Here is a 26,174-nt window from a genome sequence, read left to right on the forward strand (position 1 = left end):
TAATAGAAAGGTGAAAAAATGAATGAAAATCAAACAAAAAAAGATAAATTTTTATTTGCTTTAGATTTAGATGGTACTACACTTGCATCAAGTTCAACTGGTGTATTACACGATAAAACCTTTGAGGCTATAAAAAGAGCTCAAAGAGAAGGTCATATTATTTGTGCTATAACTGGTAGACCATGAAGAAGCACAAAACCAATTTATGAAGCTTTAGAACTAGATACAGTAGTTTCAAATTATAATGGTGCTCAAATTCACCACCCGAAAGATGAAAATTTTATACCATATATAAAATATTTAAATCTTAATGAAATGCTATATATACTTGGAGACCCAATTGTTGAAGCTGAAATTTCAAATATTGCTATTGAAGGACCTGGTTGAGTTCAATTACAACATAGAGACCCTGCATTAGAAGGTGTTTTTGGTTTTAGTTCAGCAAGTAAATTTGTTGTTGGTTTAAATTTAAATAAGGTTCCATTAAGACCAACTGGAATAATTTTTGATGTTAAGCCTACAACAGATGTTGAAAAACTTAGAAAATATTTAAGATCAAGATATGGTGACTTAGGAGAATTTTCATATTGATCAAAAGGAGAAGGTTTAACACCAGTTTTTGATATTACAAATGTTACTGTAAACAAAGGTAGAGCCCTATCTTTATTATCTAGATACTATGGAGTTAAATTAGAACACACAATAGCTATTGGTGATGGTTTCAACGATGTTCCTATGTTTAAAGTAGCTGGCGTTTCTGTTGCTGTTGGAAATGCATCAGATGCAGTTAAAAAACACGCTACAATTAGACTTAAGAAAACAAATAGAAATGGAGCGGTTGGAGAATATATTAATAGATTTCTAGATAATCCTGAAAAAGAAATAGCAAAAGCTAGAGCTAATGCTGAAAAAATGGCAAAATACAATGGTGAAGACGAAGATTAATGAGTTTCATTGAATATACAACAGATTTTATAGAATTAAAAAATAAAAATATTATAGGCATTGACGAAGTTGGTGTTGGAGACTATTTTGGTCCTTTATGTTCAGCTGCGGTTTATGTTCCGTATGAAAATATAAAAGAATTAGAAAAAATTGGCGGTATTGGTGATAGTAAAAAATTGAGTGACACTAAAATACTTTCTTTAGCAAAAAAAATAAAGGAAAGTAATTTAGTTAAATATTCTATTTTTCATTTAACACCAAATGGCTATAATTCATTAAACAAAAATTACAATGCAAATTATTTAAAAATGTTTACCCACTTAAAGGCTTTTAGTAAATTATCTGAAATAAAAGTTGATTATATATTTATTGATCAATATTCCACTAAAAACTCTATTTTAAAGTATTATAATGATTTTGTTTTTAAAAATAATTGAGCTAATTTAAAAGAATTTAATTCTGATGTTTTATTAGCGAATAAAGCAGAAAGTTTACATATAAGTGTAGCTATTGCTTCAATTTTAGCAAGAGCTGACTTTTTAGAATTTATGAAAAACATGAATATTAAATATAATACACAATTTCCATTTGGTGCCGGAAATAATGTAAAGGAATTTGCAGAAGAATTTTTTAATTCAGTAGGTAATGACGAAAATATAAAAATACATACTTCGAAACAATCTTTTGATATGAAAAAAAAATAATAGTAGCGATTGCTACTTTTTTTATGAAAAAATATGGAAATATTTAATAATTTAATTTTTAATTAAAATTTAATTGGTAAACTATTTATGGTATTTCTCAAATAAAGAAGAGAAATCTAAAAAAATATTTAGGTTTAAGGAGTAAATTCTATATGAAAATGAAAGCATTAGTTTACCACGGGGATCATAACATTTCTCTTGAAATGGTAGACAAACCAGTTATTTTAAAACCAACAGATGCTATTGTTAAAGTTACAAAAACAACAATTTGTGGAACAGATTTAGGTATCTTTAAAGGTAAAAATCCAGAAGTAGCTTCAGGTCGTATTTTAGGCCATGAAGGGATTGGTATTGTTGAGTCAGTTGGAGATAGTGTTTCTAATGTTAAAGTTGGGGACAAAGTTTTAATCTCATGTATCACACCATGTGGTAAATGTGATAACTGTCGTAAACAATTATATTCACACTGCCGTGAAGAAGAAGGTGGTTGAAAATTTGGTTACATGATAAACGGTACACAAGCAGAATACGTGAGAGTGCCTTTTGCTGATAATAGTTTATACAAATATCCTGCAACAATTTCAGATGATGTTGCTGTTATGTTATCAGATGCATTACCTACAGGTCATGAAATAGGTGTTAAATATGGTAATGTAAAACCAGGTGATTCAATCGCTATTGTTGGTGCTGGTCCAGTTGGTATGGGTGCGTTATTAACATCTCAATTATATTCACCAGCTAATATTATTGTTATTGACCTAGATGAAAACAGATTAAAAATGGCTAAAGAATTAGGAGCAACTCACACAATAGTTCCAAGTGAAAACTTATTAAAAGATGTTCAAGCTATTGTTGGAAAAGATGGTGTTGATGTGGCTATTGAAGCTGTTGGTGTTCCTCAAACATGAGACGTTTGTCAAACAATCGTTAAACCAGGTGGTAACATTGCTGTTGTTGGTGTTCATGGTAAAAAAGTTGACTTTAATGTTCAAAACTTATGAATCAAAAACCTTACAATTACAACAGGTTTAGTTAATACAAACACAACACCAATGTTAATAAACGGTGTTTCAACAGGAAAATTACCAGTTGAAAAATTAATCACACATAAATTTAATTTAAGTGATATGATGAAAGCTTATGAAACATTCTTAAACGCAGCTGATACAAAAGCTATGAAACTTTTAATTGATGCTGAAAAATAATATTGTTTTAAATAAAATAGGATATTTTCCTATTTTATTTTTTATTTTTCATTTTATTAATAATATAATTAAAAAATGAAAATATTATTAGCAGGAACACCAAATTTTTCAGTACCAATTTTTGAAGAAATAATAAAAAATTTTACAGTTGTAGGAATAGTAAGTCAGCCAGATAGACCTTCTGTAAGGGGCCATTCGTTAACTCCTACACCAACTAAATTATTAGCGGAAAAATATAATATTAAGTGTTTTCAACCGGAAAAAATTTGTGATATAAAGAATGAATTACAAGAATTAAATTATGATTATTTGATAACAGCCGCGTTTGGTCAATTCATACCAGACTCTATTTTATCTATAGCAAAAAAAATGAATTTGAATATTCATGGTTCATTATTACCTAAATATAGAGGAGCAGCTCCAATTCAATATTCATTATTAAATAATGATAAACTAACCGGTATTTCATTTATGGAAATGGTTAAAAAAATGGATTCAGGAGATGTATTTGCAACTATAGAATATAAAATTTTGGAAAACGATACAGCAACTACATTGTTTAATAAATTAAGTGATTTAGCAAGCAAAAATATTGTTAAATGAATAAAAGATCTTGATAATGGAATTTTAAAAAGACACCCGCAAAATGAGGAATTAGTAACACTTAGTCCAAAATTAAAAAAAGAAGATGCTTTTTTGAATAAAAGTTTAACAGTTGATAAAGCTATTGGAATAATAAGAGCATTTGAAATGAATCCTGGTGCGTATACTATAATCGAAAATAAAAGAGTTAAAATATTTTTTGCTACAAAAACCCCAGTAAACAACGCTTTAAAGCTTGAATTTGCAGACGGAACTCTTTATGCATTGGAATATCAGTTTGAAAGTAAAAAAAGAATAAAGATAAAATAGTTAAAAAGAAACATTACCACAGCTTTTTTAACTATTTTTTTAATTATTATTAATATTATATTTTTGCTAATATAATTAGTATATAAAGTACTTTTTTATAAAAAAAGTATTTACTTATAATTATAAGGAGAAAAATATGAAAAGAATTGCCATAAATGGTTTTGGACGTATTGGTCGTTTGACATTACGTCACTTATTAGAAATAAAAAACAAAGATGTTGAAGTTGTTGCTGTTAATGATTTAACAGACCCAGCTATGTTAGCACACTTATTAAAATATGATACAGCATTTGGTCCTTTATCAAACGAAATTGAAGTTAAAGAAAATGCTATCGTTGTTGATGGAAAAGAAATCAAAGTATTTTCAGAAAAAGAACCTTCATTATTACCATGAGGTGAATTAAACATTGATATTGTTTTAGAATGTACAGGTTTCTTTGTTAAAAAAGATTTAGCAAGTAAACACCTTCAAGCAGGCGCTAAAAAAGTTTTAATTTCAGCTCCAACTGGTAAAGATGTTAAAACAATAGCTTACAACGTTAACCACGATACTTTAACAAAAGAAGATACTATTGTTTCAGGTGCTTCATGTACAACAAATGCTTTAGCTCCAGTTGTTAAAGTTTTAATGGATAACTTTGGTATTGAAAACGGTTACATGACAACAGTTCACTCATTTACAGCTGACCAAATGTTGCAAGATGGCCCACACCGTAAAGGTGACTTACGTCGTGCACGTGCAGCAGCTCAAAATATTGTTCCATCTACAACAGGTGCTGCAAAAGCAATTGGATTAGTTATTCCTGAAGCTGAAGGTGTTCTTGATGGTTTTGCATTACGTGTTCCAACAATTACAGGTTCATTTGTTGACTTATCAGTTCAATTAAAATCAAATCCAACAGTAGAAGAAATTAACGCAGCTTTTGAAAAATCAGCTAATGAAACATTAAAATATGAAACAGATGAAATTGTTTCTTCAGACGTTGTTAATTCACATTATGGATCAATTTTCGATTCAACATTAACAAAAGTTCAAGAAAACAACGGACAAAAAATTTATAAAGTTTTTGCATGATACGATAATGAAATGTCTTATACTTCTCAATTAGTAAGAACATTAATTTACATGGCAAAATTATAATTATTTTTAAAAAAAGATATATTTGTAAGATATATCTTTTTTTATTTTTTTAAGTTTATTAAGCAATATTCAAATTAATAAATTAATTTGGTAAAATTAAATAATGATAAATGATACAATAGCAGCAATTTCATCTGGTGGAAAAATAAATCAAGCAATTTCAATAATTAGAATTAGTGGTAATGAAAGTATTGAAATAGTTAAAAAAATTTTCACTGGTAAAATCGGCAATAATCAATCAATAACATATGGCAATATAATAGACAATTTTAACAATAATGAATTGGTTGACGAAGTGTTAGTAATGTGATTTATAGGAAAAAATAATTTCACTGGAGAAGATACGGTTGAAATAAATTGTCATGGTGGAATAGTAGTTACCAATAGAATACTGGAATTAGTTTTAGCAAATGGAGCTCGTTTAGCAGAACCTGGTGAATTTAGTAGAAGAAGTTTTTTAAATGGAAAAATGGATTTAATAAAAGCAGAAGCTATTAATGATTTGATTCACTCACAAACATTACAACAAACCAAATTATCTATTAAAAAATTTGATGGAAAAACAGCAAAATTTATTAATGAACTTAAAAAAGAATTATCTTATTTAATTGGGGAAATGGAAGTAAGTATAGATTACCCAGAATATGATTTTGAAAATCCTTTTAATGAAATGTTAATTGATAAATTATTGTTTTTAAATAATAAATTAATTAAAACAATTGAATTAAGCGAAAATTCAAGATTAATATTTGAAGGCATAAAAGTAGCAATTTTAGGTAAACCAAATGTTGGAAAAAGTAGTTTATTGAATGCATTTTTAGAAGAAGAAAAAGCAATTGTAACCGATATTGCAGGAACTACAAGAGATTTAGTTGAAGCAAGTTGACAATATAAAGGTTTTTTATTTAAATTTATTGATACAGCTGGAATTAGAAAAACCACGGGTAAAATAGAGCAAATTGGTATAGATAAATCAATGAAGCAAATAGATGAAGCAGATATAGTAATACACTTGTTTGATCCAAAACAAAAAGATAATAATTTTGATGATGAAATAAAGGAAAAGTCTTTATTGTTGAATAAAATTTATATACCTGTTATAAATAAAAATGATCTTGTTAAAGATATTAAAAATACGGAATTAATTAATATTAGTGCAAAAAATAACGATATTGATATTTTAAAAGAAAAACTAGTTTCAATTTTTGTTGATAAAGACTTAAATAATGAGCAATTCGTCAATAATTCACGCCAACTTTCTCTAATAAAAAAAGCGCAAAAATCAATTGAGGATTCGATTTTAGCAATTAATTCAGGTTACGATTATGATGTAGTTATTATAGATTTAAGGCAAGCTTGATCGCATCTTACTGATATTTCGGGAAGAGCAGATAATGAATTATTATTAGATGAAATGTTTAAAAACTTTTGTCTTGGAAAGTAGGAAAAAATATGTCAATTAAGTATGTTGATGCTCATACACACCCATTAAAAATGTATTATAAGGATAATTTTCATATTATAGAAAAAGCTCATTCAAAAGGATTAGTAGCTATGTTAATAACAGGTTGCACAAAAGAAGAAAACGAAGAAATATTACATATTGCAAGTCATTTTGATTATACATTTCCAGTTATTGGTATTCACCCTAATTATGCATCTGGAAAAAATGATGGCGATATAATAAGAAAACAATTAACAAAAAATGTTGTAGCTATAGGCGAAATAGGGTTAGATTATTACTACAATACTATTTCAAAAGAAAAACAAAAAGAATCTTTTATATCTCAAATTCAAGTCGCAAGAGAAAATAATATTCCTGTCGTAATTCATATGAGAGATTCTTATGAAGACTTATATCAAATTATAAAAGATAATAAAGATGTAAAATTTATGATTCATACTTTTAGTGGTGATTTAGACTGAGCTAAGAAATTTTATGAATTAGGGTGCTATTTTAGTATTAGTGGAATTTCAACTTATAAAAATGCAATAAAAACAGTTGAAGTTATTAAATGATTGCCTGTTGAAAGAATATTAACAGAAACAGATGCACCTTATTTATCTCCCGCACAAAAAAGAGGATTAAAAAATTATCCAAATTATGTTGCATATACTGCCAATTATATAGCAGGGCTTAAAAGTATGCCTATTGAAAAATTTACTGACCAAGTTTTAAAAAACGCTAAATTTTTATTTAAACTAGATGTATCAAGAAAACATTAAAGCAAAGAAAAAATTTGGTCAGAATTTTCTTAATAATAATAACGTTATTAAAAAAATAATAAATGTTATTAATCCTGAAAACAAAAAAATAATTGAAATAGGACCAGGAATGGGCGCTATTACAAAAGAAATAATAAATACTTCACAAGAATTTGTTGCATTCGAAATTGATAGGGATATGGTTGATTATTTAACATCATTAAATATTTTTTCTAATGGTAAAGAACTTATAATGCAAGACTTTTTGAAAGCTGATTTAAGTAATTATTCTAACTATGAAATTGTAGGAAATATACCTTATTATATTACTTCAGATATTATTTTTAAAATAATAGATTATAGATTTTTATTTAAAAGGGCTGTTTTAATGGTACAAAATGAAGTAGCTGATAGATTGATAGCAAAAACAAATACAAATGAATATTCAAAATTAAGTGTCACAGTTCAATATGTTGCTGATGTTAAAAAAGAATTTTTTATTGGTAAAAATAATTTTACTCCGGCCCCAAAAGTAGATTCAGCAATAGTTTCTTTAGTCTTTAAACAAAATGAAAATGACAATTATGAAGCCTTAAAAGAATTTTTTAAATTATGTTTTTTAGCAAGAAGAAAAAAACTTATTTGATCTTTAACACAAAAATTTTCTAAAGAAAGTGTACTAAAAGCTTTCCAAAAAAATAATTTATCCGAGAACACAAGAATACAAGAATTAGATGTTGAAAAAATAGTTTGTTTATATAATAGTTTAAGAGAAGAGGAATAATGAGTAATATTACTTTTATTGGAACAGGTGCTTTTGCAAGTGCGTTAGCAACGACATTAAGTTTAAATAATCATAAAATATTGATGTGAGGTATAGATAAAAAAGAAGTTGAAGATATTAATAATGGTGTAAATTCAAAGTATTTTTCTAATATTAATTTTAATAATAAAAATAATATTAGAGCAACGTTGGATTTACAAGAAGCTTTATTAAATACAGAATATTTAATTATAGCTATCCCATCAAGTGCAATAAAATCGGTTTCTTTAATGATAAGAGAAATTATTAAAGAAAGAAAAATAAATATAATAAATGTATCAAAAGGTATTGACAAGGAAACTAAAAAGTTTTTTTCAGAGGTTTTTTATAGTTATTTTGGTAAAAATATAAATAATTTTTGTTCATTAATAGGACCTTCATTTGCAGATGAAGTGTTTGAAAATAAGTTAACAATTGTTAATGCAGTTGGTGAAAATATTACTTATTTAAAAGAAATATCTGAGTTGTTTAGCAATCAATATTTTAGAGTAGTTGCAAATGATAATAAAGGACTTGAGTTATTTGCGGCATTAAAAAATATTTTAGCAATAGGAATGGGCATATCATCTAAAATTTATCCAGGAAAAAATCCACAAGCAGCTTTATTAACTATAGGAATAAATGATATCAATGAAATATATAAATCTATGTTTCCAAATGTAAACGAAAATTCAATTTTATCATTTTGTGGTTTCGGTGACATAGTATTAACTTGTTTAAATGATAAAAGTAGAAATTACTCATTTGGAGCTAGTGTTGCAGATTTAGGCATAAAAGAAGCATTATTGGCTAATTCAAAAACAGTTGAAGGCTACTTTAACTCAAAAATATTATTAGAATTTTTGAATGAAAATAGCAAAATAAAAGCTCCTTTTTTAAGAAAAATAGTCGAAATTTTAAATGAAAAAACAAGTTTAGAAAATTTATTAGATTTTATTAAAAATTATTAAATTAAATAAGGCAATCCTTATTTTTTTATTTTTCTAAAAATAAGAGATTAATTATAGTATAATTTTTATGCAATTTCGGTGTTTTTATATATAATATTTATATTATGGCACCATAGCCAAAAGGCCAAGGCACGAGTCTGCAAAACTCTGATTACCGGTTCGAGTCCGGTTGGTGCCTCCAATTATGCGCCCGTAGCTCAACTGGACAGAGTGTCAGGTTACGGCCCTGAAGGTTAGGGGTTCGACTCCTCTCGGGCGCGCCATATATACTGAATGTATACCACTAGCCCATTAGGCTAGTTTTTTTACACTTCTTAAAACAAAAAATAAAAAAACTACAGAATAAGTGTAATATAAAATAAAATTTAAATCTAGTATATATTTATTAATTATTGGATTTGAAAAATAAATTAGAAAAATAATAAATTTATAAAATATATAATAGCAATAATTTAAAAAAATTGGACTAAACCAAAATAATATTGAAATTATGTATAAAAATTCAAATAAAGGTGTCAACAGTATAGAAAATAATAATCCAAAAATATTAATTTTTTCCGAAATGGCAATTAAAAAAGGCAAATTTATTAAATAAATAATAATAAAAATAATAAATGTTTTAATTTTTATTATTATTCTATTTTTTAAAGATATCAACTCATTTAATACACATATTGAAAATGAAGTTAAAAAACTAATAATAGTTCCATAATTAAAAATTAAATTATTTTGAAGAGTGAAAATAATTCACAGAATTATAATTAAACCATTATATTTATTAATTCCTGAAATAATATTAAAGTATTTTTTTTCATTTTTTATTATTGTGATAAAAAAAGCTCTTAATGCGCTAACAAAATTATTTAGCATCATTATATAACATAACAAAATAGTGTAATTAAAAAAACGAAATTTAGGAATTTTTAATATTATTTTTTTAGTAATTCAAAAAATAATATTAAATAAAATATCAAAGTGCATACCTGAAATAATAAGTAAATGGACTACATTTAACTCACTTATATTTTTGTAAATTTCCATTTCTTCAATATATCCAAAAACGATTAATTTTCAAAATTGTTTAAAATATTTGTACTTTGATCCAAATTCTTTAATTTTATTTATTATTGGTTCATAATTTTTTTCTTGATTTATTAAATCAATATTTTTTATTTCGTATTTAATGTTGTTTGATAATGTAAAAGAATTTATACTATTATTTATAATAATATCTGCATTAAAATTTACTTTGCTTCCACTAGTAAGAAATTGATTTTTTTTATATAAAATCATATTTCCCGCGTCTGTATTTATTATAGAAAAATTTTGTGATGTTTTTGTTATATATCCTGTAATATTATAGTTTCCTTCTTTAATGTAAAATTGGTTTGAAGATAATTTTAAAAAAATGTAAATCAAAATAGATATTAAAACATATATTAAACTTTTTAAATTAAAAATCGAAATAAACAATATATAAAGTATAAAATTGATTATAAAAAACAAATTATTATTAAACGTTAAAATTATATGTAATAATAAAGGAAAAAGTAGGGCTAAAATATCAAAATTTATAAAACTAATATGTTCTTTAATTTTGCTAATGTTTTTGGACCAACACCTTTTATATTTTGTATTTCATCTCATGTTATTATCTTATTTATATTTACAATTTTTTGTATTTCTTTAATAATATTGCTTGATATTCCTTTTATATAGATATTTTGGTTATTAATTAAATCATTTAAATAAATTTTACTTTCTCTACCTACATTTAAATTATTAGTTTTTTTTACATATATTGTTTCATTTAAATAAATTTGTTTTTCTAATTCAATATTTGATATATCTGAATCATTTAATAAATTTGCAATATTTAAGACATCTTTAATTTTTATTCCTTTTTCAACATAATAAGTATCAGGAAATTTAACATTCCCTTTCACAACTACAGCAACATTATTGTTTTTGTTTATATTTTTATTAATTGATATATTTCTATTTTGCAAAAAACCAATTGTGCTAATTGAACCAATTATTCCAATTGCAGTTAAAATTATTATTAAAATTTTTTTAATTTTCATATATTAATAATTACGTTTTTTATTTTTATTTAATAAAAAAATAAAAAATAATAGACAAACTGTCTATTATTCTAATTAAAATGACATTATTTCTTTTTCTTTTTTAGAAGTTAATTCAACAACGTGTTCAATTTTTTTGTCAACTTCTTTTTGTATTATATCCAAGTATCTTTTTTGTTCATCCTCAGATAGTTCTTCATCTGATTTTATGTTTTTATTTGCATTTTGTCTTGCATTTCTGATTCCAACTTTTGCTTGTTCTGCATATTTTGAAAGCCCTTTTGCTAGTTCTTTTTTTCTGTCTGTGGTTAATGCTGGGAAATTTATTCTTATTTTATCACCTTCATCAATTGGGTTTACTCCTAAATTTGCTAAAGTTAAGGCTTTAATAATGTCCTTAACTGAAGACATATCAAAAGGCTTAATAAGCAATTGTTGTGGTTCTGGAACACTTATATTAGCTAATTCTTCAAGTGGTGTTAAAGCGTCATAATAATTAACTCTAACTCCTTTAAAAATTTGCGGATTAGCTCTACCTGTTGAAATTTTTGAAAGTTCGAAAACAAAGTGATTTAAAGTTTTTTCACTTTCTTCTTCAAATTGTAATAAATATAAATCTAATTCCATTATTTTGTAACCTCTGTGTGTTCAATTGTACCTTCGAGAGCTCTTATAATAGCATCTTTTTCAGCTATGTTAAAAATCATTAAACTAATGTTATTATCTCTAGCCATACTTGTTGCAGTCAAGTCCATAACTTGTAATTTTTTATCTAAAATTTCATCATAAGAAATTTTGTCATATTTTTTTGCATTTGGATTAGTTTTTGGATCTGAATCATAAACTCCTGAAACCCCATTTTTACCCATTAAAATAACTTCAGCTCCAATTTCAGAAGCAAATAATGTTGCAGCTGTATCTGTTGTAAAATATGGTCTACCAGTTCCGCCAACAAAAATAACAATTTCCCCTTCTTCTAGATACTTAATTGTTTTTTCGTTAATATAATTTTCAGCAACTTTTTGATCTATTACAATTGATGATTGAACACGAGCTTTTAAACCATAGTTTTCAAATCCGCTTTTTAACGCTAATCCATTCATAATTGTTGCTATCATACCAATGTAATCTGCTCTATTTCTTGGAATACCATTTTTTTCAGCGCTGGCACCTCTTCAAAAATTACCACCACCTACTACTACACTAACTTCTACGCCTTTATCGATAATTGTTTTTAATTGTCTTGCAACATCTTTAACTAATTCATAATCAATAGCTAATCTTTTTTCTTTATTTACTAATCCTTCTCCAGAAAGTTTAATTAAAATTCTTTTATATTTTTGCATTTATTCTCCCGAATATTAAGATATCATTATATTTTTAATTATAAATTAAAAGTTATTTTTTAAATTAAATTTATTATTTTATAGTATAAAAAAATAAAAAGCTTCAATGAAAAAAGCTTTTAAAATTTAATTATTTTAAATGATCATACTTTCTTTTTAACTGTATAAGTTGAATAATAAGTTTTATAGTAACTTTCGTTTGCAATAATTCCTAAGTACATAAAATAAGAAACAAAAGATATTAAAAGAGCTATATACATAATGGTTCCAAAAATCCCGTATTGATTATAATTAATTATTCCTGCAGAAAAGATATAACCAAATAATGTTATAAAAAAAGTTGTTGGAATTGTTGTTATAAGTGAACCAGGTAAAACTAAGTAGAAAGGAAGTTTAAATGCAGGTGTTATTTTAAATAATAAAGAAAAACCAATATATAAAGTTATTAATAAGAAGAAACTAAAAGTTATATAAAAATATAAATACTTTTTGTATGAATCAGCTTCAACCAAACCAGTTGCTTTATAGATATATAAGTAGACTGCAATAGTTATAAAAATATAGACTGTTATTCCGAAAACAGTAAGGAAACCTTTTATTCTATTTATAAATCAATTACCAGTATTTTCATGTTTATATATATAGTTTTCACTATAAATAAACTTTGCAAACCCTCCAGAAGAAACTCATAAAGTAGCTAAATATAAAGCGCCAATTGTTAATATTTGCGCGGTACTTTCTATTTTTAGAGAATCTACAAAAGTGCTAACACCAGGAATTATTCTACCTAAAATTTCACTTAAAAATAAATCAGCTATATCTAATGGCATTATTCTTAGAAGCAAGTAAACAGAAGTTACAATCGGTATAAAAGAGGCTAGCAAGTAAAAGGCAAATGAAGCAGGGATAAAAGCAAAATCTCTACTCATGAATCTAGTATAAACTCTATCGATAAGTTCTTTTGTTTTTATCTTATTTTTTCTAGCGGTTTTAGGAAGAGCTATAAACATTATTATTTTTATAAAAAATTTAATTATTTTTTCAATAAAAGCAAAACGATCTTTTTGGATAGGAATTATATTTTTACTAAATCTTGAGGTTTTAAGTCTCTTATTGTATTCTTTTTCAATTTTTTTTATATTATTGTTTGAAAAAATTATATCGTTATCACTTTTCTTAAAATTCATATTTTAATTATATTAAAAAAATGCTTTTTATAAATACTTTTTATAATGCACAAATAATTACGAAAAAACCTTTTTTATAAGTTTAAATAAAAAATAACACAATTAATGTATTATTTTTGTTCATTTTTTATCATTTCTAAAATTCTATTAATTTTTTGTCCTTCTTTTTCAACTTCATCAATATAAAAATGAATTTCAGGCACTTTTCTTCAATTTAATGATTTAGATAGTATTTTTCTAATATACCCGCTAGCATTTTTTAGAGCTTCTAAGCCAGCTAGCTCTTTATCTTCAAAAGCCATAAAAACTTTAACATGAGATAAATCAGCTGATAGTTCGCAATCAATTAAAGTAGGATTATATATATTTGAATTAGTTAAATCATTCATAATAATAGAAGCAATAAGCTGTTTTATTTGTGATTCCCTTTTTAATACGTTTATACTTTTCATTTAATTCTCCTTTTTTATCATTTAAAAAACTTTCTAATCTTATTAATAATTTTAATTAATAAAAAGTTTCATAACAAGTTAATAATTTGTATATTTTCTTTTTTGAAAAAAGAAAAATTTATAGTTTTTATCACTTTTCTACTTATTTTCTTAATATGGTTTAATGCAGAATTATTATTAAAATCAATTGCATCTTTTATTTTAACTTTTTTACTTACTTTTATAAAAACATCTATAATGTATTCAACATTTTGTTCTTTTTTAACATAATTTATTAATTTTAATAAAAACAAATCAAGCATTTTTCATTCTTTATTGTTTAAATCTGTCGACTTCAAATTTAAAATATTTAAAAATATTTTACTTAATGTCTCGAAATCGTCATTAAATTTATTGAAAATAATTTCTATTATTTTTTTTATTAAAATTTTGATATTCTTTGTATTTTCACTTATAAAATAATTAATAATTTCATCAAATGATTTAAATATATTTATGTTTTTTATAACACTTATAATACTATTAAATAATGGCTTAATAAGATTTATAAATTCTTTATTTTCAAAAATAACTTCTAATAAAATAGATACTGAATTGTTACCTAATATAAATATTTTTTCATTATCTAGATTTTTAATTATTAATTCAATAAAATCTACTATTTTTTTATTAAATTGTTTACTCGTTGATATAGTTTCTTTTATTATTTTAAAAATTACATCAATATTTGCAGAAATAAATTTATTCAAAAAAACTGAAAAAGGTTTCTTTGAATTTTTTCTAAAACAATATTCAGCACTTGTAAATAATTTTGCAATTTCATTATTAAAAATAATTTTTTGAGAAATCTCTTTTAAATTTTCTTCATTAATTAAATTATTTTTGAAATATTCATAAACAGTGCTCTTTTTGTCAATTTGTTTTAATAAAAGCAATATGTAATCAACAACTAAAACTGTCGATGAAAGATAATTTTCTTTATTAGCTATAAAATAAGATCTTTGGTTGTTTCAAGTTTTTCTCAATTCTTCTCTAAAAAGTCTTATATAAGGATTATTAGAACTATTATTATTTTGAGTCCAAGCCCTTAATATAAATACAACGTTATTTTCAATATTTGAAAAAGGATCTATATTTAAATATTTATTTTTATTTTTTAAAAACATGCTTTTGTGAAAAAATATATTTCTATTAAAGTTCAATCATTTTTTAAATTTTAAGTCGTAATTCAGTTCTTCATTAATTAATCTATTCTTTATACAAAAATTAAATAGTTCTCTTGCTATTTCCATGTAGCCATAAATAGAAGGGTGAAAATCAAATGCATTAGAAAACAAAATTTTTGATTTTTTAAATCAAAACTTTTTATTAAAAATATTGCAATAAAAAGAATTAGTTTCATTGGCAATTTCAGAAATTACGTCACTACCTAATTCTGAAAATTTATCGATAAAATTATTAAAAATTTTAAAATTTTTTCTTTTTAATTCAAAATCATATTTTTTTAGAATTGGTAAAAAAGGTAACGGGTAATTTAATAAAATTATTTTTGATTCGGGATTAATATTTCTTATTAATTTTACTAATTTAATATAATCTAATTTTATTTTTAAAATAATTTCTTTTATTTTGTTAACAAGAGCAATTTTTAATTTTTGTTGTTTGTAATAATTTGGTTCAGAAACAAATTCTCTTATTAAATCTAAAGGAATTGAACTTTGAAATTCGTTTCCACCAATAGTTATAGTAATTAAATTTGCTTCTCTTATTTTATTTTTAAATTTATTAGAAATTAAAAGAAAGTTTTCTTTATTTGATAATTCATTATTAATTTTTCAAATATCATCTTGTATATTTAAATTGGCCATTTTTTCTATATACTTATTCATTTTTATCAATGAAATAAAATCATTAGAAAAATTTTCTTCTAAAATATCATTTAATTCAACAGATCTTAAAACTGATAATCCCAAATTATCATATTCTATATCGATATCATTTTTATTTAAATAATGAAAGTATTTTTCGAGAATATCTATAAAAAAGTCAGGAAAAGAAAAACCTTTTATTATTTTTGATTCAGTTTTAATTCCACAAGTTCCTGAACCAATTGTGTTATTAAAGCCTTGTGTAATTGAATCGCCTATCGCCAAGTATTTTATTTTATTCATATTTTAATTATACATTTTTAAAAACTTTAATTTTTATAAATAAGATCAATAAAATACTATTTATTTTTATAAAAAAATATAAAATATTTTTATTATGAATAATAAAAAATACGAAGCTATTGTAATAGGTGGTGGCCATGCAGGATTAGAAGCTGCTTTTGCATTGGCACATAAAGGTCATAAAACTTTATTAATTAGTTTTAACTCAAAAAAATTAGGTATGATGCCTTGCAACCCTTCAATAGGCGGACCAGCAAAAGGAATAATAACAAGAGAAATTGATGCTTTAGGTGGAATGCAAGGTTATTGAGCAGATAAATCTATGATTCAACTTAAAATGTTAAATATGTCAAAAGGCCCAGCGGTAAGAGCTTTAAGAGCACAGATAGATAAAGAAAGATATTCTGAATTAGCCTATGAAAGTGTTATAAAAGAAGAAAATCTTGATTTATTAGAAGATGTGGCTGAAGAACTTATTTTGAATGAAGATAATTCTTTTAAAGGAATAAAGACAGAAAAGAATGGAAATATTTATGCTACTGTTTGTGTTATTACAACAGGAACTTATATGAATTCAAGAATATTAAGAGGTGAATCTGTTACTGTAAGTGGTCCAGATAGTGAAAAAACCACTCCATTGCTTAGTCAAAGTTTAATTAAAAATGGATTTAATTTACAAAGATTAAAAACTGGAACTCCTCCAAGAATTTATTCAAATACTATTGATTATTCTGAAGTTGAAGAAGAAATTTTAGAAGACACAAATCTATCTTTTTCAAATAGGTCTGATGTAAAACTTCCAAAACAAATAGCTTGCTATTTAACATATACTACACCTGAAACCCATCAAATTATTAGAGATAATATTGATAAATCAGCTATGTATTCTGGTCTTATTGAGGGTATTGGCCCAAGATATTGTCCAAGTGTTGAAGACAAAATTGTTAAATTCCCAGACAGAGAAAGACATCAAATATTTTTTGAACCAGAAACAGCTGACGGTGAAATTACATATGTTAACGGTTTAAGTACATCAATGCCTATTGAGGTACAAGAAAAAATGGTAAGATCAATTCCTGGTCTTAAGAACGCAAAAGTTCAAAAATGAGCATATGCTATTGAATATGATGCTATAGATCCCATGCAGCTTAAAATATCATTAGAAACAAAAATTATTCCAGGTTTATTTACCGCTGGACAAATAAATGGTACAAGCGGTTATGAAGAAGCTGCGGCACAAGGATTAATAGCAGGTATAAATGCAGGACAAAAATTAGAAGGAAAAGAACCAATAACTATTTTAAGAAATGATGGCTATATTGGTGTATTGATAGATGATTTAGTTACAAAAGGCACAAAAGAACCATATAGAATGCTTACATCAAGAGCAGAATATAGATTACTTTTAAGAAATGATAATTCTGACATTCGTTTATCTGAATATGCCTATAAAACAGGAATGATAAGCAAAAAACAATATGATCAAATTTTAAATAAGTATAAGATGATAGATGAAGAAATTGAAAGGTTGCAAAACACTTATTTATCTTCTAAAAGCAAAGTTGCAGAAAAATATAAAATTTTTAATGGCGTTAACTTATTAAATGTTTTAAGCAGACCCGATGTTGATCCGTATGATTTAATACCTGATTTCCCATTTGTTCAAGAACTAACAATAATGGTTCGTTTATATGGGTATATAGAAAAGCAAAAAGCTGATGCTAAAAAGGTTATAAAATTAGAAAATTTTAAAATACCTAATGATATATACTATGAAAAAATAAATAATATAGCTATTGAAGCAAGACAAAAACTTAATAAAATAAGACCTGAAACAATCGGTCAGGCCTCAAGAATTAGTGGTATAAATCCAGCTGATATTCAAATGTTAATGTTTTATTTAGAATCAAACAAAAAAAATGACAAAAATTAAATTAATTTCTGTTGGATCTTTATCGCCTAAATTTAAATTTTTGTTTGAAGATTATGCTAAACAAATTAACCACTTTTCAAGTTTTTCATTTGTGGAAATTAAAGAATTTAGTGAAGAAAAAAATATAGATTTAAAAAAAGAAAAAGAAACTAAGTTAATTTTAGAATCTATAATTCCTAATTCTTATGTTATTTTAACTTCATTTAGAGGAAAGCAATTTGATAGTTTAGAATTTTCAAATATTTTTTTAAATAATAAAAATAAAGACATTTCAATAATAATAGGTGGATCTGATGGAGTTGTAGAAGAATCAATACCTTATAAATTAAAACTTTCTTTTTCTAACATGACATTTCCACATCAGTTATTTAGAATTATGTTAGTGGAACAAATTTATAGATCATATATGATAATAAATAATAAAAAGTATCATAAATAAGTGCAATTGCACTTATTTTTAAAACAAAAAAATGGCGTTCAAGACGGGAGTTGAACCCGTTACCCCAAGCTTAGGAGGCTTGTGCTCTACCAGATGAGCTACATGAACACACAATCTTGTAAACTATATTATATATAATTATTTGAGTTATTATATTTTTATGAAAAAAACATGGAAAATGTATAGTACAATTTAAAGCGTTAAAGGGGTAACATATGAAAAAAATAAAGTTAAACAATATATTACTAATTAATGCTTCTTTATTGTCAATTATTTCCGTTTCTTGTTCATATAACGAAAAAAAAGAAAATAGTGAAAAAGAAAAATTTGCAAAAGAATATAAATCTTTTAATAATACCGTGAAAGAAAAAATTTGGTTAACAGATATTTTAAAATATGAAGACAAAAATTCTATAGTTGAAATTATTAATAATGTTGAAGAAAATATTTTAAAACAAATTGAAAAAACAAAAATTGATAATTTTGCTGAACAATTAGAATTTATTAAAACAGAAATACATAAAATAATAGTAAATAAAGTAATTGAAAGTAATTCTAAATTATTAGATTTTCTTAAAAAAAGCAATTATGCTATTAATTGATTAAGATTTAAAAACAATAGTAATTTTAAAGATTTAGACCAAATTGTAAAACTTTTTTTAAATAAAGAAACTTTTTTATTGTTAAGCGAAGGATTATCTTTTTTAAATGATTTGTATTTAAAATATTTTGAAAAAATACTAGCAGTAATTGCTGAATATGATTTAGTTAAGGTCATGTATAATATTGAAGACAATAAATATGAATTAATTACTTTAGCTAAAGATAATAAATTAACCCCGTTTATTCAATTTAGTTTAAATGATTATGATGATAAAAGTAAAATATTATATTTAGATAAGCAAAATAATATTAGTTTAAAAAATATAAATGATATATCTGAAATCACTTTAAAAAAGGTAAATAAGGAAAATACAGAAATTAATTTTGTTAAAAAGTTTTTACCAAATTATGACGACAAAAAAGAAATTTTAAATGACGTAATTATTGACAATTTATATAGTGATTCTATTTTGTTTAACAAATTAGAAATAATAGATGATGGCGAAGACATATTAGAGGATATTGAATTTGCTAAAAATAAAATAAAATTTTCTGAAATAATAAACAATATTAATTTTGAAAACAATAGCCTTTTAATATTAAAAAATAAATTTGATTTTTTTGAATTAGACTATATTAATAATTCAACAATAGCCGGATTAGAAATACCATATTTAATTAACGAAAATAAAATAATTAATAAAAAAGAAAATGTGTTTGAAATTGAAAATTTAAAAAATGTAAATGTTTTAGATAGAATTAATTATTCAAATATATGAAGACAACTTTCAAATGATATTTATTTTAAATATTATTATTTAATTTCTAAAGATATGTCAAATTCTTTTGTAGAGTTTAAAAATTTAGAATTAGAAGATTATTATAAAAACACAGCAAATGAATTTCCTATTAAATAAATAATTTATTTATAAAAAAAGAAAATATATTTCAATAAACATATTTTCTTTTTTTAATTATTTAAAATAAAAAAATGGCGATCACGAGAGGATTCGAACCTCTGACAACAAGCTTAGAAGGCTTGTGCTCTATCCTGCTGAGCTACGCGACCACGTATAATTATTTTACCAAAAAAATGTATTTTTTTATAAAAATAATTAAAAATAAATATTTAAAAAAATTTGTATAGTAATAAGCAAATAATAATCAAACATTAATAATTTTTTTCTAAACTAAATTTTACGGGATACTAAAAAAGTCACACTTTTTGTGTGACTTTTTTAAATAAATAGAAATTAAAATAAAGTAAATTGATCTGTATCATTAAGATTTTTTAAAATACCCATAGCTTTTATAGTTTCAAAAAGAGTTTTATTTACATCCGTTCTATTCTTAAAATCCTCTTTTGATTTAAAAGGAGACTCATTTCTAGCTTGAACTATAGATTCTGCAACAGCAGGCCCTAAACCATCTATTGAATCAAAAGGAGGTATTAAACAATTTTTATCATTATCAACTATTCATTCATGTGCTTGAGATTTTTCAATATCAATTTGTTCGATATACATTCCTCTTGCGTACAGTTCTTCTGTTATTTCTAATACAGGTATTAAGTCTTTTTCTTTTGTTGAAATTAAATCAGAATTCTTATTTTTTAATTCAATTAATTTGGTTGTTACTTTTGTCCCATTACGTTTATCAACCATATTAGAAATGTCTATTGCTCTTGCATGACTTGCAAAATAACTTGCATAAAAAGCTAGAGGGTAATATACTTTAAATCACGAAATCCACCAAGCCATTAACACATAAGCAACAGCGTGAGCTTTTGGGAAAAGATAAACTATTTTATTCATACTTTTTATTTGTCATTCTGGAACATTATGATTTTTTAATAAATCAATTTCTTCGTCTGTCAAACCTTTTCCTTTACGTATTTTTTCCATTATTTTAAAAGCTAATGAGTTTTCTACACCTTTGTTTATTAACATGTACATTATATCTTCACGACAAGAAATAACATCATCAATTTTTAAGCCTTGTTTTAAAATTAAGTCTTGAGCATTCTCTAATCAAACATTTTCCCCATGGCTTAATCCAGAAACAGATACTAAGTCAGCAAATGATTTTGGTTTAGCTTGTACTAACATTTGTCTAACAAAGTTAGTTCCGAATTCAGGAATTCCTAATGCGCCAGTAGGCTCGTTTTGAACTTGCTCTTTTTTTATTGATAAAGCTTCAATATTTATAAAAGATTCTATAACTTTTTCATCTTTGTGAGGTATATCATCAACGCTAACTCCAGTATATTCTTGAAGTTTTCTTATTATAGTGGGATTATCATGCCCTAACATATCAAATTTTAATACATTATCATGTATAGCATGGTAATCAAAATGTGTTGTAAATCATGAAGATTCAGTATCATTAGCAGGATAATTTACTGGTGTAAAATCATAAACTTCAAATTCTTTAGGAATTATTATTACACCTCCAGGATGTTGGCCTGTTGTTCTTTTAATTTTTTCTAATTTCGTTCCTATAAATAAGGCAAATGAGTCCGAAAAATCCTTGTTAACTTCTTCCATATAGTTTTTAGCATAACCATATCCAGTTTTTTCAGCAACAGTTTGAATAGTGCCAGCTCTAAAAGTATGATTTTCCCCAAATATATTTTTGATTTCATCATGTATTTTACCTTGAAATTCACCAGAAAAGTTTAAGTCAATATCAGGAACTTTATCGGCTTTAAAACCTAAAAAAGTTTCAAAAGGTATATTATGGCCTTCACCTTTTACCAATTCACCACAATTATTGCATTCTTTGTCATCTAAATCATAACCATTTCTAACTTCTGGATTTTCGACTAATTCAAAAAACTTACATTTTTTACAAATGTAATGAGGTGGCAAGGGATTAACTTGACTAATGCCAGAAAGTGTTGCAACAAATGAAGAACCAACAGATCCCCGACTACCAACAACATACCCTTGATCTACAGACATTTTAACAAGTTTGTGAGTAATTCAGTAAATAACACTAAAACCATAATTAATGATAGGGTTAATTTCTGCTTCAATTCTATCTTTAATTAGCGGAGGTAAATTTTCTCCATATATTTCATGGGCTGTCTTATAAACATATTCTCTTAGTTTGACATCAGAATTATCAAATTTAGGTGTAAATAAACCTTCTTTTATGATTTGTAAATCTTCAGTCATTTCGTTAATTTTATTCGGGTTTTCAATAACTATTTCGTTAACTAATTCTTTATTATTCAAGAAGTTAAAAGAATCAATCATTTCTTGAGTATTTAAGAATTTTTGGTCTGGCAAAGGTAAATCATATTTAAAGTCTGAATCGTATAAATAGTGTCTTACGTTTTTTATTCCTTTTGCATAAACCAATGTTTTAAAAAATTCTTTATCTTTATCATCTAAATATCTAGCATCAGATGTTGCTATAACAAGCTTATTCATTTTCTTAGCAAAGTGTATAATTTCCTCTATTCCTTTTAGTAAGTCATTTTCGGTAATTATATTTCTATCCACAAAATGTTTCATATTTTGAGGTGGTAATATTTCAATAAAATCATATATTTCTAATTCTTTTAAAAAATCTTCTTGACATGAATAAAAATATTTATCATACAATCTTGATTTTAGAGTGCCTGAACCTATTAATATATTATTTCTATTAATATTTTGAATTGTACTTAAATAAGTTTTTGGACCATTATTATAATTTTCAGTTAAACTCTTTGTAATAAGTTTATATTGCTCTTTTAAACCGTTAGTATTTTTAATTATTGTACTTATTTCATTTGGATATTTTCTTGATTCAAATTCTTTTGAAGTATATTTTGTTAAATCTTCAAATGTATTAATATTTATTTTTTTTAATTCGTTTAAAAGGTTAATTCAAATATCTGCTAAAACATTTGCATCATAGTCTGCACGGTGAGCAATTTCAGAATCATAATCAATTCCAAGTCTATTTGCAACTTGACCTAATTTATGACTTCTTTTTTCAGGGTTTAACATTCTAGAAATTGCTAATGTGTCTATAACAGTGACATTAGGAAAAGGAATTTCATTTAATCTAAATTGTTCTTTTAAAAAGTTATAGTCAAATCTTGCATTGTGTGCTAAGGCAACTTTATTATTTAAAATATCATAAATTTTTAAAAGAGATTCTTTTATTGAGAAACCTTCGTCCTCGATTAATTTATCAGTAATTTTTGTTAAATCTATTGTAAATTGAGATAATTTATTCTTAGGCTTTGCAAAAAATTGATTTTTATCTTTTTTTCTTAAATTAGTATCTACTGTTATTGACCCAAATTCTATTAATTCATGGAATCTTGGACTTAAACCAGTTGTTTCAATATCGAAAGAAACAAATTCAAAATCTGATATATTACCTTTTAAAATAGGGCCGTATACAGATTTATTATAGTCATCTATTACTGAATAAGTTGCACCGTATATACCTTTAATATTATTTTTTTTACAAGCTAGATAAAATTCGGGATAACCTTGAACCCCATCTAAATCCATTATTCCAACAGACGACATACCGAGTTTTTTAGCTCTTTCTACAATTTCATTTGGTTGCATTAATCCATCCATTGTATTCATTTTTGAGCAAGCATGCAATTCTATTCTTTTTATTGGATTATTATCTATGTTTATTTCAAACAAAGAATTAGAAGAAGTTATTGTATTAACATAAACAAAAAAACCTCTAGAAACTCTTTCAAGAGAAGGTATTTGAGCGTTAATTTTTACTCAATTACCTATTTCTATTAAATCAAGATCTTCTCTTTTAAATTCGCCTTTTGAATATCAATTGCATTTAACGGCTTCTTTATAATTTGAAACATAAAATGTAAATGAAGATTGGCCGTTTCTATAAACTGGTTTTTTGTCCTTTTTAAAAACTTCGCCCACAAAACTTACATATGAATTATTATCGACATCTTTAATTTTCTCTAATGAAATATTTTGATAATTTATATTTGCAAATGTTTTTTTAGGATTTCTAAATTTATTTTCAGGGTATGAATTATTTTTTGTAATTTCTATTGCTTTATTAGAAAAGTGATCTAACATTTTTTTTATTTTTTCATTTTTTTCTTGAATATTTTCTTCTAATACATATTCTTGTTTTTCTTCGTTTTTGATAAACGTAAAAATAATTTCTTTAAAACCAAATTTTTTTATTTTTTCATGAATTGATTCAAAAATTTCTTTGTAATAATTAAATTCATTATTATCAAGTTTAATAATCAATTCATTATTTTTTAATTCTAAAATTTCATTTAAATTTAATTTAAGTATTTTGTTAAATTTATTTTTTTCATTAATTAAAACATTAATAAAATCAATAATACTTTCTTTTGTGTATTGAATTTTCGACATTATAAAATCTACTTCAATTTTAAAAATATCTTTTTTACTTTTTATTTCTTTATAAATAAAAATGAATTCAGAAGGAGTTATAAAATCATTAAATTTTAATTTAAAATAAATAGAATCAATAAAATTATTAAATTCATCAGTGTTTTTCTTGTATTCAAGATTTAAAAGTTCAGTGTTTTTTAAATTTTCCGGTACTTTTATTTGAACGCTTTCACAAAAAAGATGAAATTTTTTAACATTATAATTTAAATAGTCCATAATGTTTTAATCATATCAAAGTTATAATTATTTTTATTTTATAAATAAAAAAATAAGAAAAAAAGCAGTTATTAACTGCTTGCTAAATTGTAATTTACATCTTTACATGGTAACCAATATAATTTGGTTACCATTTTTATATATTATTTTCAAATATTACTATCGGGTAATCAAAAATACAAGCAGTGGTTCACCACACCTATTTTTAGTGGTTGAAAAAGTACAGCAACGCAGTTTATTATTATTTATTTTTGCTACTTTTTTTAAAAAAGTAGAAATAAAAAAAGAAAAACTTAAGACATTTTCCTTTCTATTTTTTAGTTTTCCAGAATTTATTTCTTGAACCGTTACTTTCTCGTTTTTTATTTTGTCAACTGTAAAGTTTTTCGTTTAATGGTATATTTAGACCAGGCTCTTTTATTTCACAAAGTGCATACATTTCAGAAGCACTTAAGTAACCATGTATTTTTCTTGGAATATTGTTTATTTCTCGTTGAACTTTTAAAATTTCATTATTAGAAATTAAATTAAAATCAGTTTTTTTCTTAAAAAAACGTCTAACATATCCATTAAAATTTTCGTTTGTTCCTCTTTGCTGAGAAGCATAAGGATCTGCCTTATAAATAAAAATTTTTAACTTATATCCAATTATAAAAAGTGAATTAAATTCAAATCCATTATCAGATGTTATTGACTTAACATTTAAATTGTATATTTTTATTAGTTCAAATAATATTAAAGCAATATACCAAGGGTTTTTACTGTCAACTTTTACCAAAATACCATATCTGCTGTATCTTTCGACAAATGATAGAATGTGTGAATGCCCTGCTTTTTGTTTTCCTACAATTAAATCTATTTCCCAATGGCCAAAAGTACTTCTTTCGTTTATTTCTCTTGGTCTTGTTCAAAACGGTCTGACTCATCTAGCACCAACTAATCTTTTATAAGCAGGTCCACCATCCCTTTTTCCGCCTTTTGTGTATTGTTTCCTCAAAATATTTTTTCGCTTTATTACTCATAAATTTGAATTTATCCAGTTATAAACTGTTTTAATGCTTGGTATCTTAAAATTAAAATTATTTTTAATATATAAATGTGTTAGTTCAACGCTAAAAGTTTTTTTGTTATATTTGTTTTTAAACTCTTTAGAGTAGTGTTTATATGAATTCATTTTATTTATAAATTTAAAATGATTTTTTCATTTTTCTCTATTTCTATGCTTTACTTCTGCATATTCAGAGTTATAACCTCAATAATCAGAATTTATTTTTATTTCATTTGAAATAGATTGTCTTGAAATATTTAAAATTTTTGCTATTTCTGAAATAGTTTTTCTTTCAACATTTAAACTAATATCTATAATGCTTCTTATTTTATAATTAATTTTAATATAATTCATTTGCTGTGATCTCAAGTTTTTCTTGGGATTTTT

Annotated in this window: 21 protein-coding genes and 4 tRNA genes; 14 read left to right on the forward strand and 11 right to left on the reverse strand. The window is 24.4% G+C overall.

The genetic code is table 4. The features are described from left to right. Positions 1 to 18: 18 nt before the first annotated feature. The 11 genes from EXC47_RS02905 to EXC47_RS02955 all read left to right on the forward strand — a co-directional run bounded on the left by EXC47_RS02905 (position 19) and on the right by EXC47_RS02955 (position 9,148). Positions 19 to 945: a Cof-type HAD-IIB family hydrolase gene (locus EXC47_RS02905; protein WP_129646970.1), complete on the forward strand. Its 927-nt coding sequence runs from the start codon at positions 19 to 21 to the stop codon at positions 943 to 945. Then, positions 945 to 1,649: a ribonuclease HIII gene (locus EXC47_RS02910; RefSeq protein WP_129646972.1), complete on the forward strand. Its 705-nt coding sequence runs from the start codon at positions 945 to 947 to the stop codon at positions 1,647 to 1,649. The genes EXC47_RS02905 and EXC47_RS02910 overlap by 1 nt, the downstream gene beginning before the upstream one ends. Positions 1,650 to 1,801: 152 nt before the next feature. Then, positions 1,802 to 2,854, forward strand: a complete 1,053-nt coding sequence (locus tag EXC47_RS02915; protein WP_223211710.1) for a zinc-dependent alcohol dehydrogenase family protein — start codon at positions 1,802 to 1,804, stop codon at positions 2,852 to 2,854. A gap of 75 nt (positions 2,855 to 2,929) precedes the next feature. Next, positions 2,930 to 3,766 (forward strand): methionyl-tRNA formyltransferase, encoded by an 837-nt coding sequence (fmt, locus tag EXC47_RS02920; protein ID WP_129646974.1) that lies wholly within the window; start codon positions 2,930 to 2,932, stop codon positions 3,764 to 3,766. Positions 3,767 to 3,902: 136 nt separating this feature from the next. Continuing rightward, a complete protein-coding gene (gene gap / locus EXC47_RS02925; protein ID WP_129646976.1) occupies positions 3,903 to 4,907 on the forward strand; it encodes a type I glyceraldehyde-3-phosphate dehydrogenase in 1,005 nt (334 codons plus the stop codon). 103 nt (positions 4,908 to 5,010) lie between these two features. Beyond that, complete coding sequence (gene mnmE / locus EXC47_RS02930) at positions 5,011 to 6,351, forward strand: tRNA uridine-5-carboxymethylaminomethyl(34) synthesis GTPase MnmE (RefSeq protein WP_129646978.1); 1,341 nt, start codon at positions 5,011 to 5,013, stop codon at positions 6,349 to 6,351. Between the two features lie 8 nt (positions 6,352 to 6,359). Next, positions 6,360 to 7,133, forward strand: a complete 774-nt coding sequence (locus EXC47_RS02935) for a TatD family hydrolase (RefSeq protein ID WP_129646980.1) — start codon at positions 6,360 to 6,362, stop codon at positions 7,131 to 7,133. Then, a complete protein-coding gene (rsmA, locus tag EXC47_RS02940; RefSeq protein ID WP_129646982.1) occupies positions 7,114 to 7,896 on the forward strand; it encodes a 16S rRNA (adenine(1518)-N(6)/adenine(1519)-N(6))-dimethyltransferase RsmA in 783 nt (260 codons plus the stop codon). Before EXC47_RS02935 ends, rsmA begins: the two co-directional genes overlap by 20 nt. Then, positions 7,896 to 8,885: an NAD(P)H-dependent glycerol-3-phosphate dehydrogenase gene (locus EXC47_RS02945; protein WP_318024573.1), complete on the forward strand. Its 990-nt coding sequence runs from the start codon at positions 7,896 to 7,898 to the stop codon at positions 8,883 to 8,885. Before rsmA ends, EXC47_RS02945 begins: the two co-directional genes overlap by 1 nt. A gap of 106 nt (positions 8,886 to 8,991) precedes the next feature. Next, a tRNA-Cys gene (locus EXC47_RS02950) sits at positions 8,992 to 9,066 on the forward strand. A 5-nt stretch (positions 9,067 to 9,071) separates the two neighbouring features. Further along, positions 9,072 to 9,148: transfer RNA gene (locus EXC47_RS02955), tRNA-Arg, on the forward strand. A gap of 28 nt (positions 9,149 to 9,176) precedes the next feature. Here the strand turns inward: EXC47_RS02955 and EXC47_RS02960 are convergent. The 7 genes from EXC47_RS02960 to EXC47_RS02990 all read right to left on the reverse strand — a co-directional run bounded on the left by EXC47_RS02960 (position 9,177) and on the right by EXC47_RS02990 (position 16,125). Then, entirely contained in the window at positions 9,177 to 10,532 is a 1,356-nt protein-coding gene (locus tag EXC47_RS02960) for an MAG0480 family ComEC-like protein (RefSeq protein WP_408634257.1), read from the reverse strand. Continuing rightward, the gene (locus tag EXC47_RS02965; RefSeq protein ID WP_129646988.1) at positions 10,457 to 10,969 is read right to left on the reverse strand and encodes an MAG0490 family ComEA-like DNA-binding protein; all 513 of its coding nucleotides are present in this window, start codon (positions 10,967 to 10,969) and stop codon (positions 10,457 to 10,459) included. Before EXC47_RS02965 ends, EXC47_RS02960 begins: the two co-directional genes overlap by 76 nt. 75 nt (positions 10,970 to 11,044) lie before the next feature. Then, entirely contained in the window at positions 11,045 to 11,596 is a 552-nt protein-coding gene (frr, locus tag EXC47_RS02970) for a ribosome recycling factor (protein ID WP_129646990.1), read from the reverse strand. Continuing rightward, entirely contained in the window at positions 11,596 to 12,315 is a 720-nt protein-coding gene (gene pyrH / locus EXC47_RS02975) for a UMP kinase (RefSeq protein ID WP_129646992.1), read from the reverse strand. Before pyrH ends, frr begins: the two co-directional genes overlap by 1 nt. A gap of 119 nt (positions 12,316 to 12,434) precedes the next feature. Continuing rightward, a complete protein-coding gene (locus EXC47_RS02980; RefSeq protein ID WP_129646994.1) occupies positions 12,435 to 13,502 on the reverse strand; it encodes a YihY/virulence factor BrkB family protein in 1,068 nt (355 codons plus the stop codon). A gap of 110 nt (positions 13,503 to 13,612) precedes the next feature. Next, positions 13,613 to 13,954 carry a 30S ribosome-binding factor RbfA gene (rbfA, locus tag EXC47_RS02985; protein WP_129646996.1) on the reverse strand — a complete coding sequence of 114 codons (342 nt, stop codon included), beginning with the start codon at positions 13,952 to 13,954 and terminating at the stop codon, positions 13,613 to 13,615. 14 nt (positions 13,955 to 13,968) lie between these two features. Then, positions 13,969 to 16,125 (reverse strand): SGNH/GDSL hydrolase family protein, encoded by a 2,157-nt coding sequence (locus EXC47_RS02990; RefSeq protein WP_129646998.1) that lies wholly within the window; start codon positions 16,123 to 16,125, stop codon positions 13,969 to 13,971. 94 nt (positions 16,126 to 16,219) lie between these two features. On the opposite strand from EXC47_RS02990, the gene mnmG reads away from it, so the two are divergent. Together mnmG and EXC47_RS03000 are read left to right on the forward strand one after the other, a co-directional pair. Beyond that, a complete protein-coding gene (mnmG, locus tag EXC47_RS02995) occupies positions 16,220 to 18,058 on the forward strand; it encodes a tRNA uridine-5-carboxymethylaminomethyl(34) synthesis enzyme MnmG (RefSeq protein WP_129647000.1) in 1,839 nt (612 codons plus the stop codon). Further along, complete coding sequence (locus tag EXC47_RS03000; protein WP_129647002.1) at positions 18,045 to 18,497, forward strand: 23S rRNA (pseudouridine(1915)-N(3))-methyltransferase RlmH; 453 nt, start codon at positions 18,045 to 18,047, stop codon at positions 18,495 to 18,497. Before mnmG ends, EXC47_RS03000 begins: the two co-directional genes overlap by 14 nt. 32 nt (positions 18,498 to 18,529) lie before the next feature. On the opposite strand, the gene EXC47_RS03005 is transcribed toward EXC47_RS03000, so the two are convergent. Continuing rightward, positions 18,530 to 18,605, reverse strand: a tRNA-Arg gene (locus tag EXC47_RS03005). A gap of 107 nt (positions 18,606 to 18,712) precedes the next feature. On the opposite strand from EXC47_RS03005, the gene EXC47_RS03010 reads away from it, so the two are divergent. Further along, positions 18,713 to 20,017 (forward strand): hypothetical protein, encoded by a 1,305-nt coding sequence (locus EXC47_RS03010; RefSeq protein ID WP_129647004.1) that lies wholly within the window; start codon positions 18,713 to 18,715, stop codon positions 20,015 to 20,017. Positions 20,018 to 20,092: 75 nt separating this feature from the next. Here EXC47_RS03010 and EXC47_RS03015 read toward each other — a convergent pair. From EXC47_RS03015 to EXC47_RS03025, 3 genes are all read right to left on the reverse strand, one after another. Continuing rightward, positions 20,093 to 20,169 (reverse strand) — tRNA-Arg (locus EXC47_RS03015). A 184-nt stretch (positions 20,170 to 20,353) separates the two neighbouring features. Then, positions 20,354 to 24,739, reverse strand: coding sequence for a PolC-type DNA polymerase III (locus EXC47_RS03020; protein WP_129647006.1), 4,386 nt, complete (start codon positions 24,737 to 24,739; stop codon positions 20,354 to 20,356). A gap of 310 nt (positions 24,740 to 25,049) precedes the next feature. Further along, positions 25,050 to 26,141, reverse strand: a complete 1,092-nt coding sequence (locus tag EXC47_RS03025; RefSeq protein WP_129647008.1) for an IS30 family transposase — start codon at positions 26,139 to 26,141, stop codon at positions 25,050 to 25,052. Between the last annotated feature and the right edge of the window lie 33 nt (positions 26,142 to 26,174).

This window comes from Mycoplasmopsis maculosa, assembly GCF_900660665.1.
Classification (GTDB): domain Bacteria; phylum Bacillota_I; class Bacilli_A; order Mycoplasmatales; family Metamycoplasmataceae; genus Mycoplasmopsis; species Mycoplasmopsis maculosa.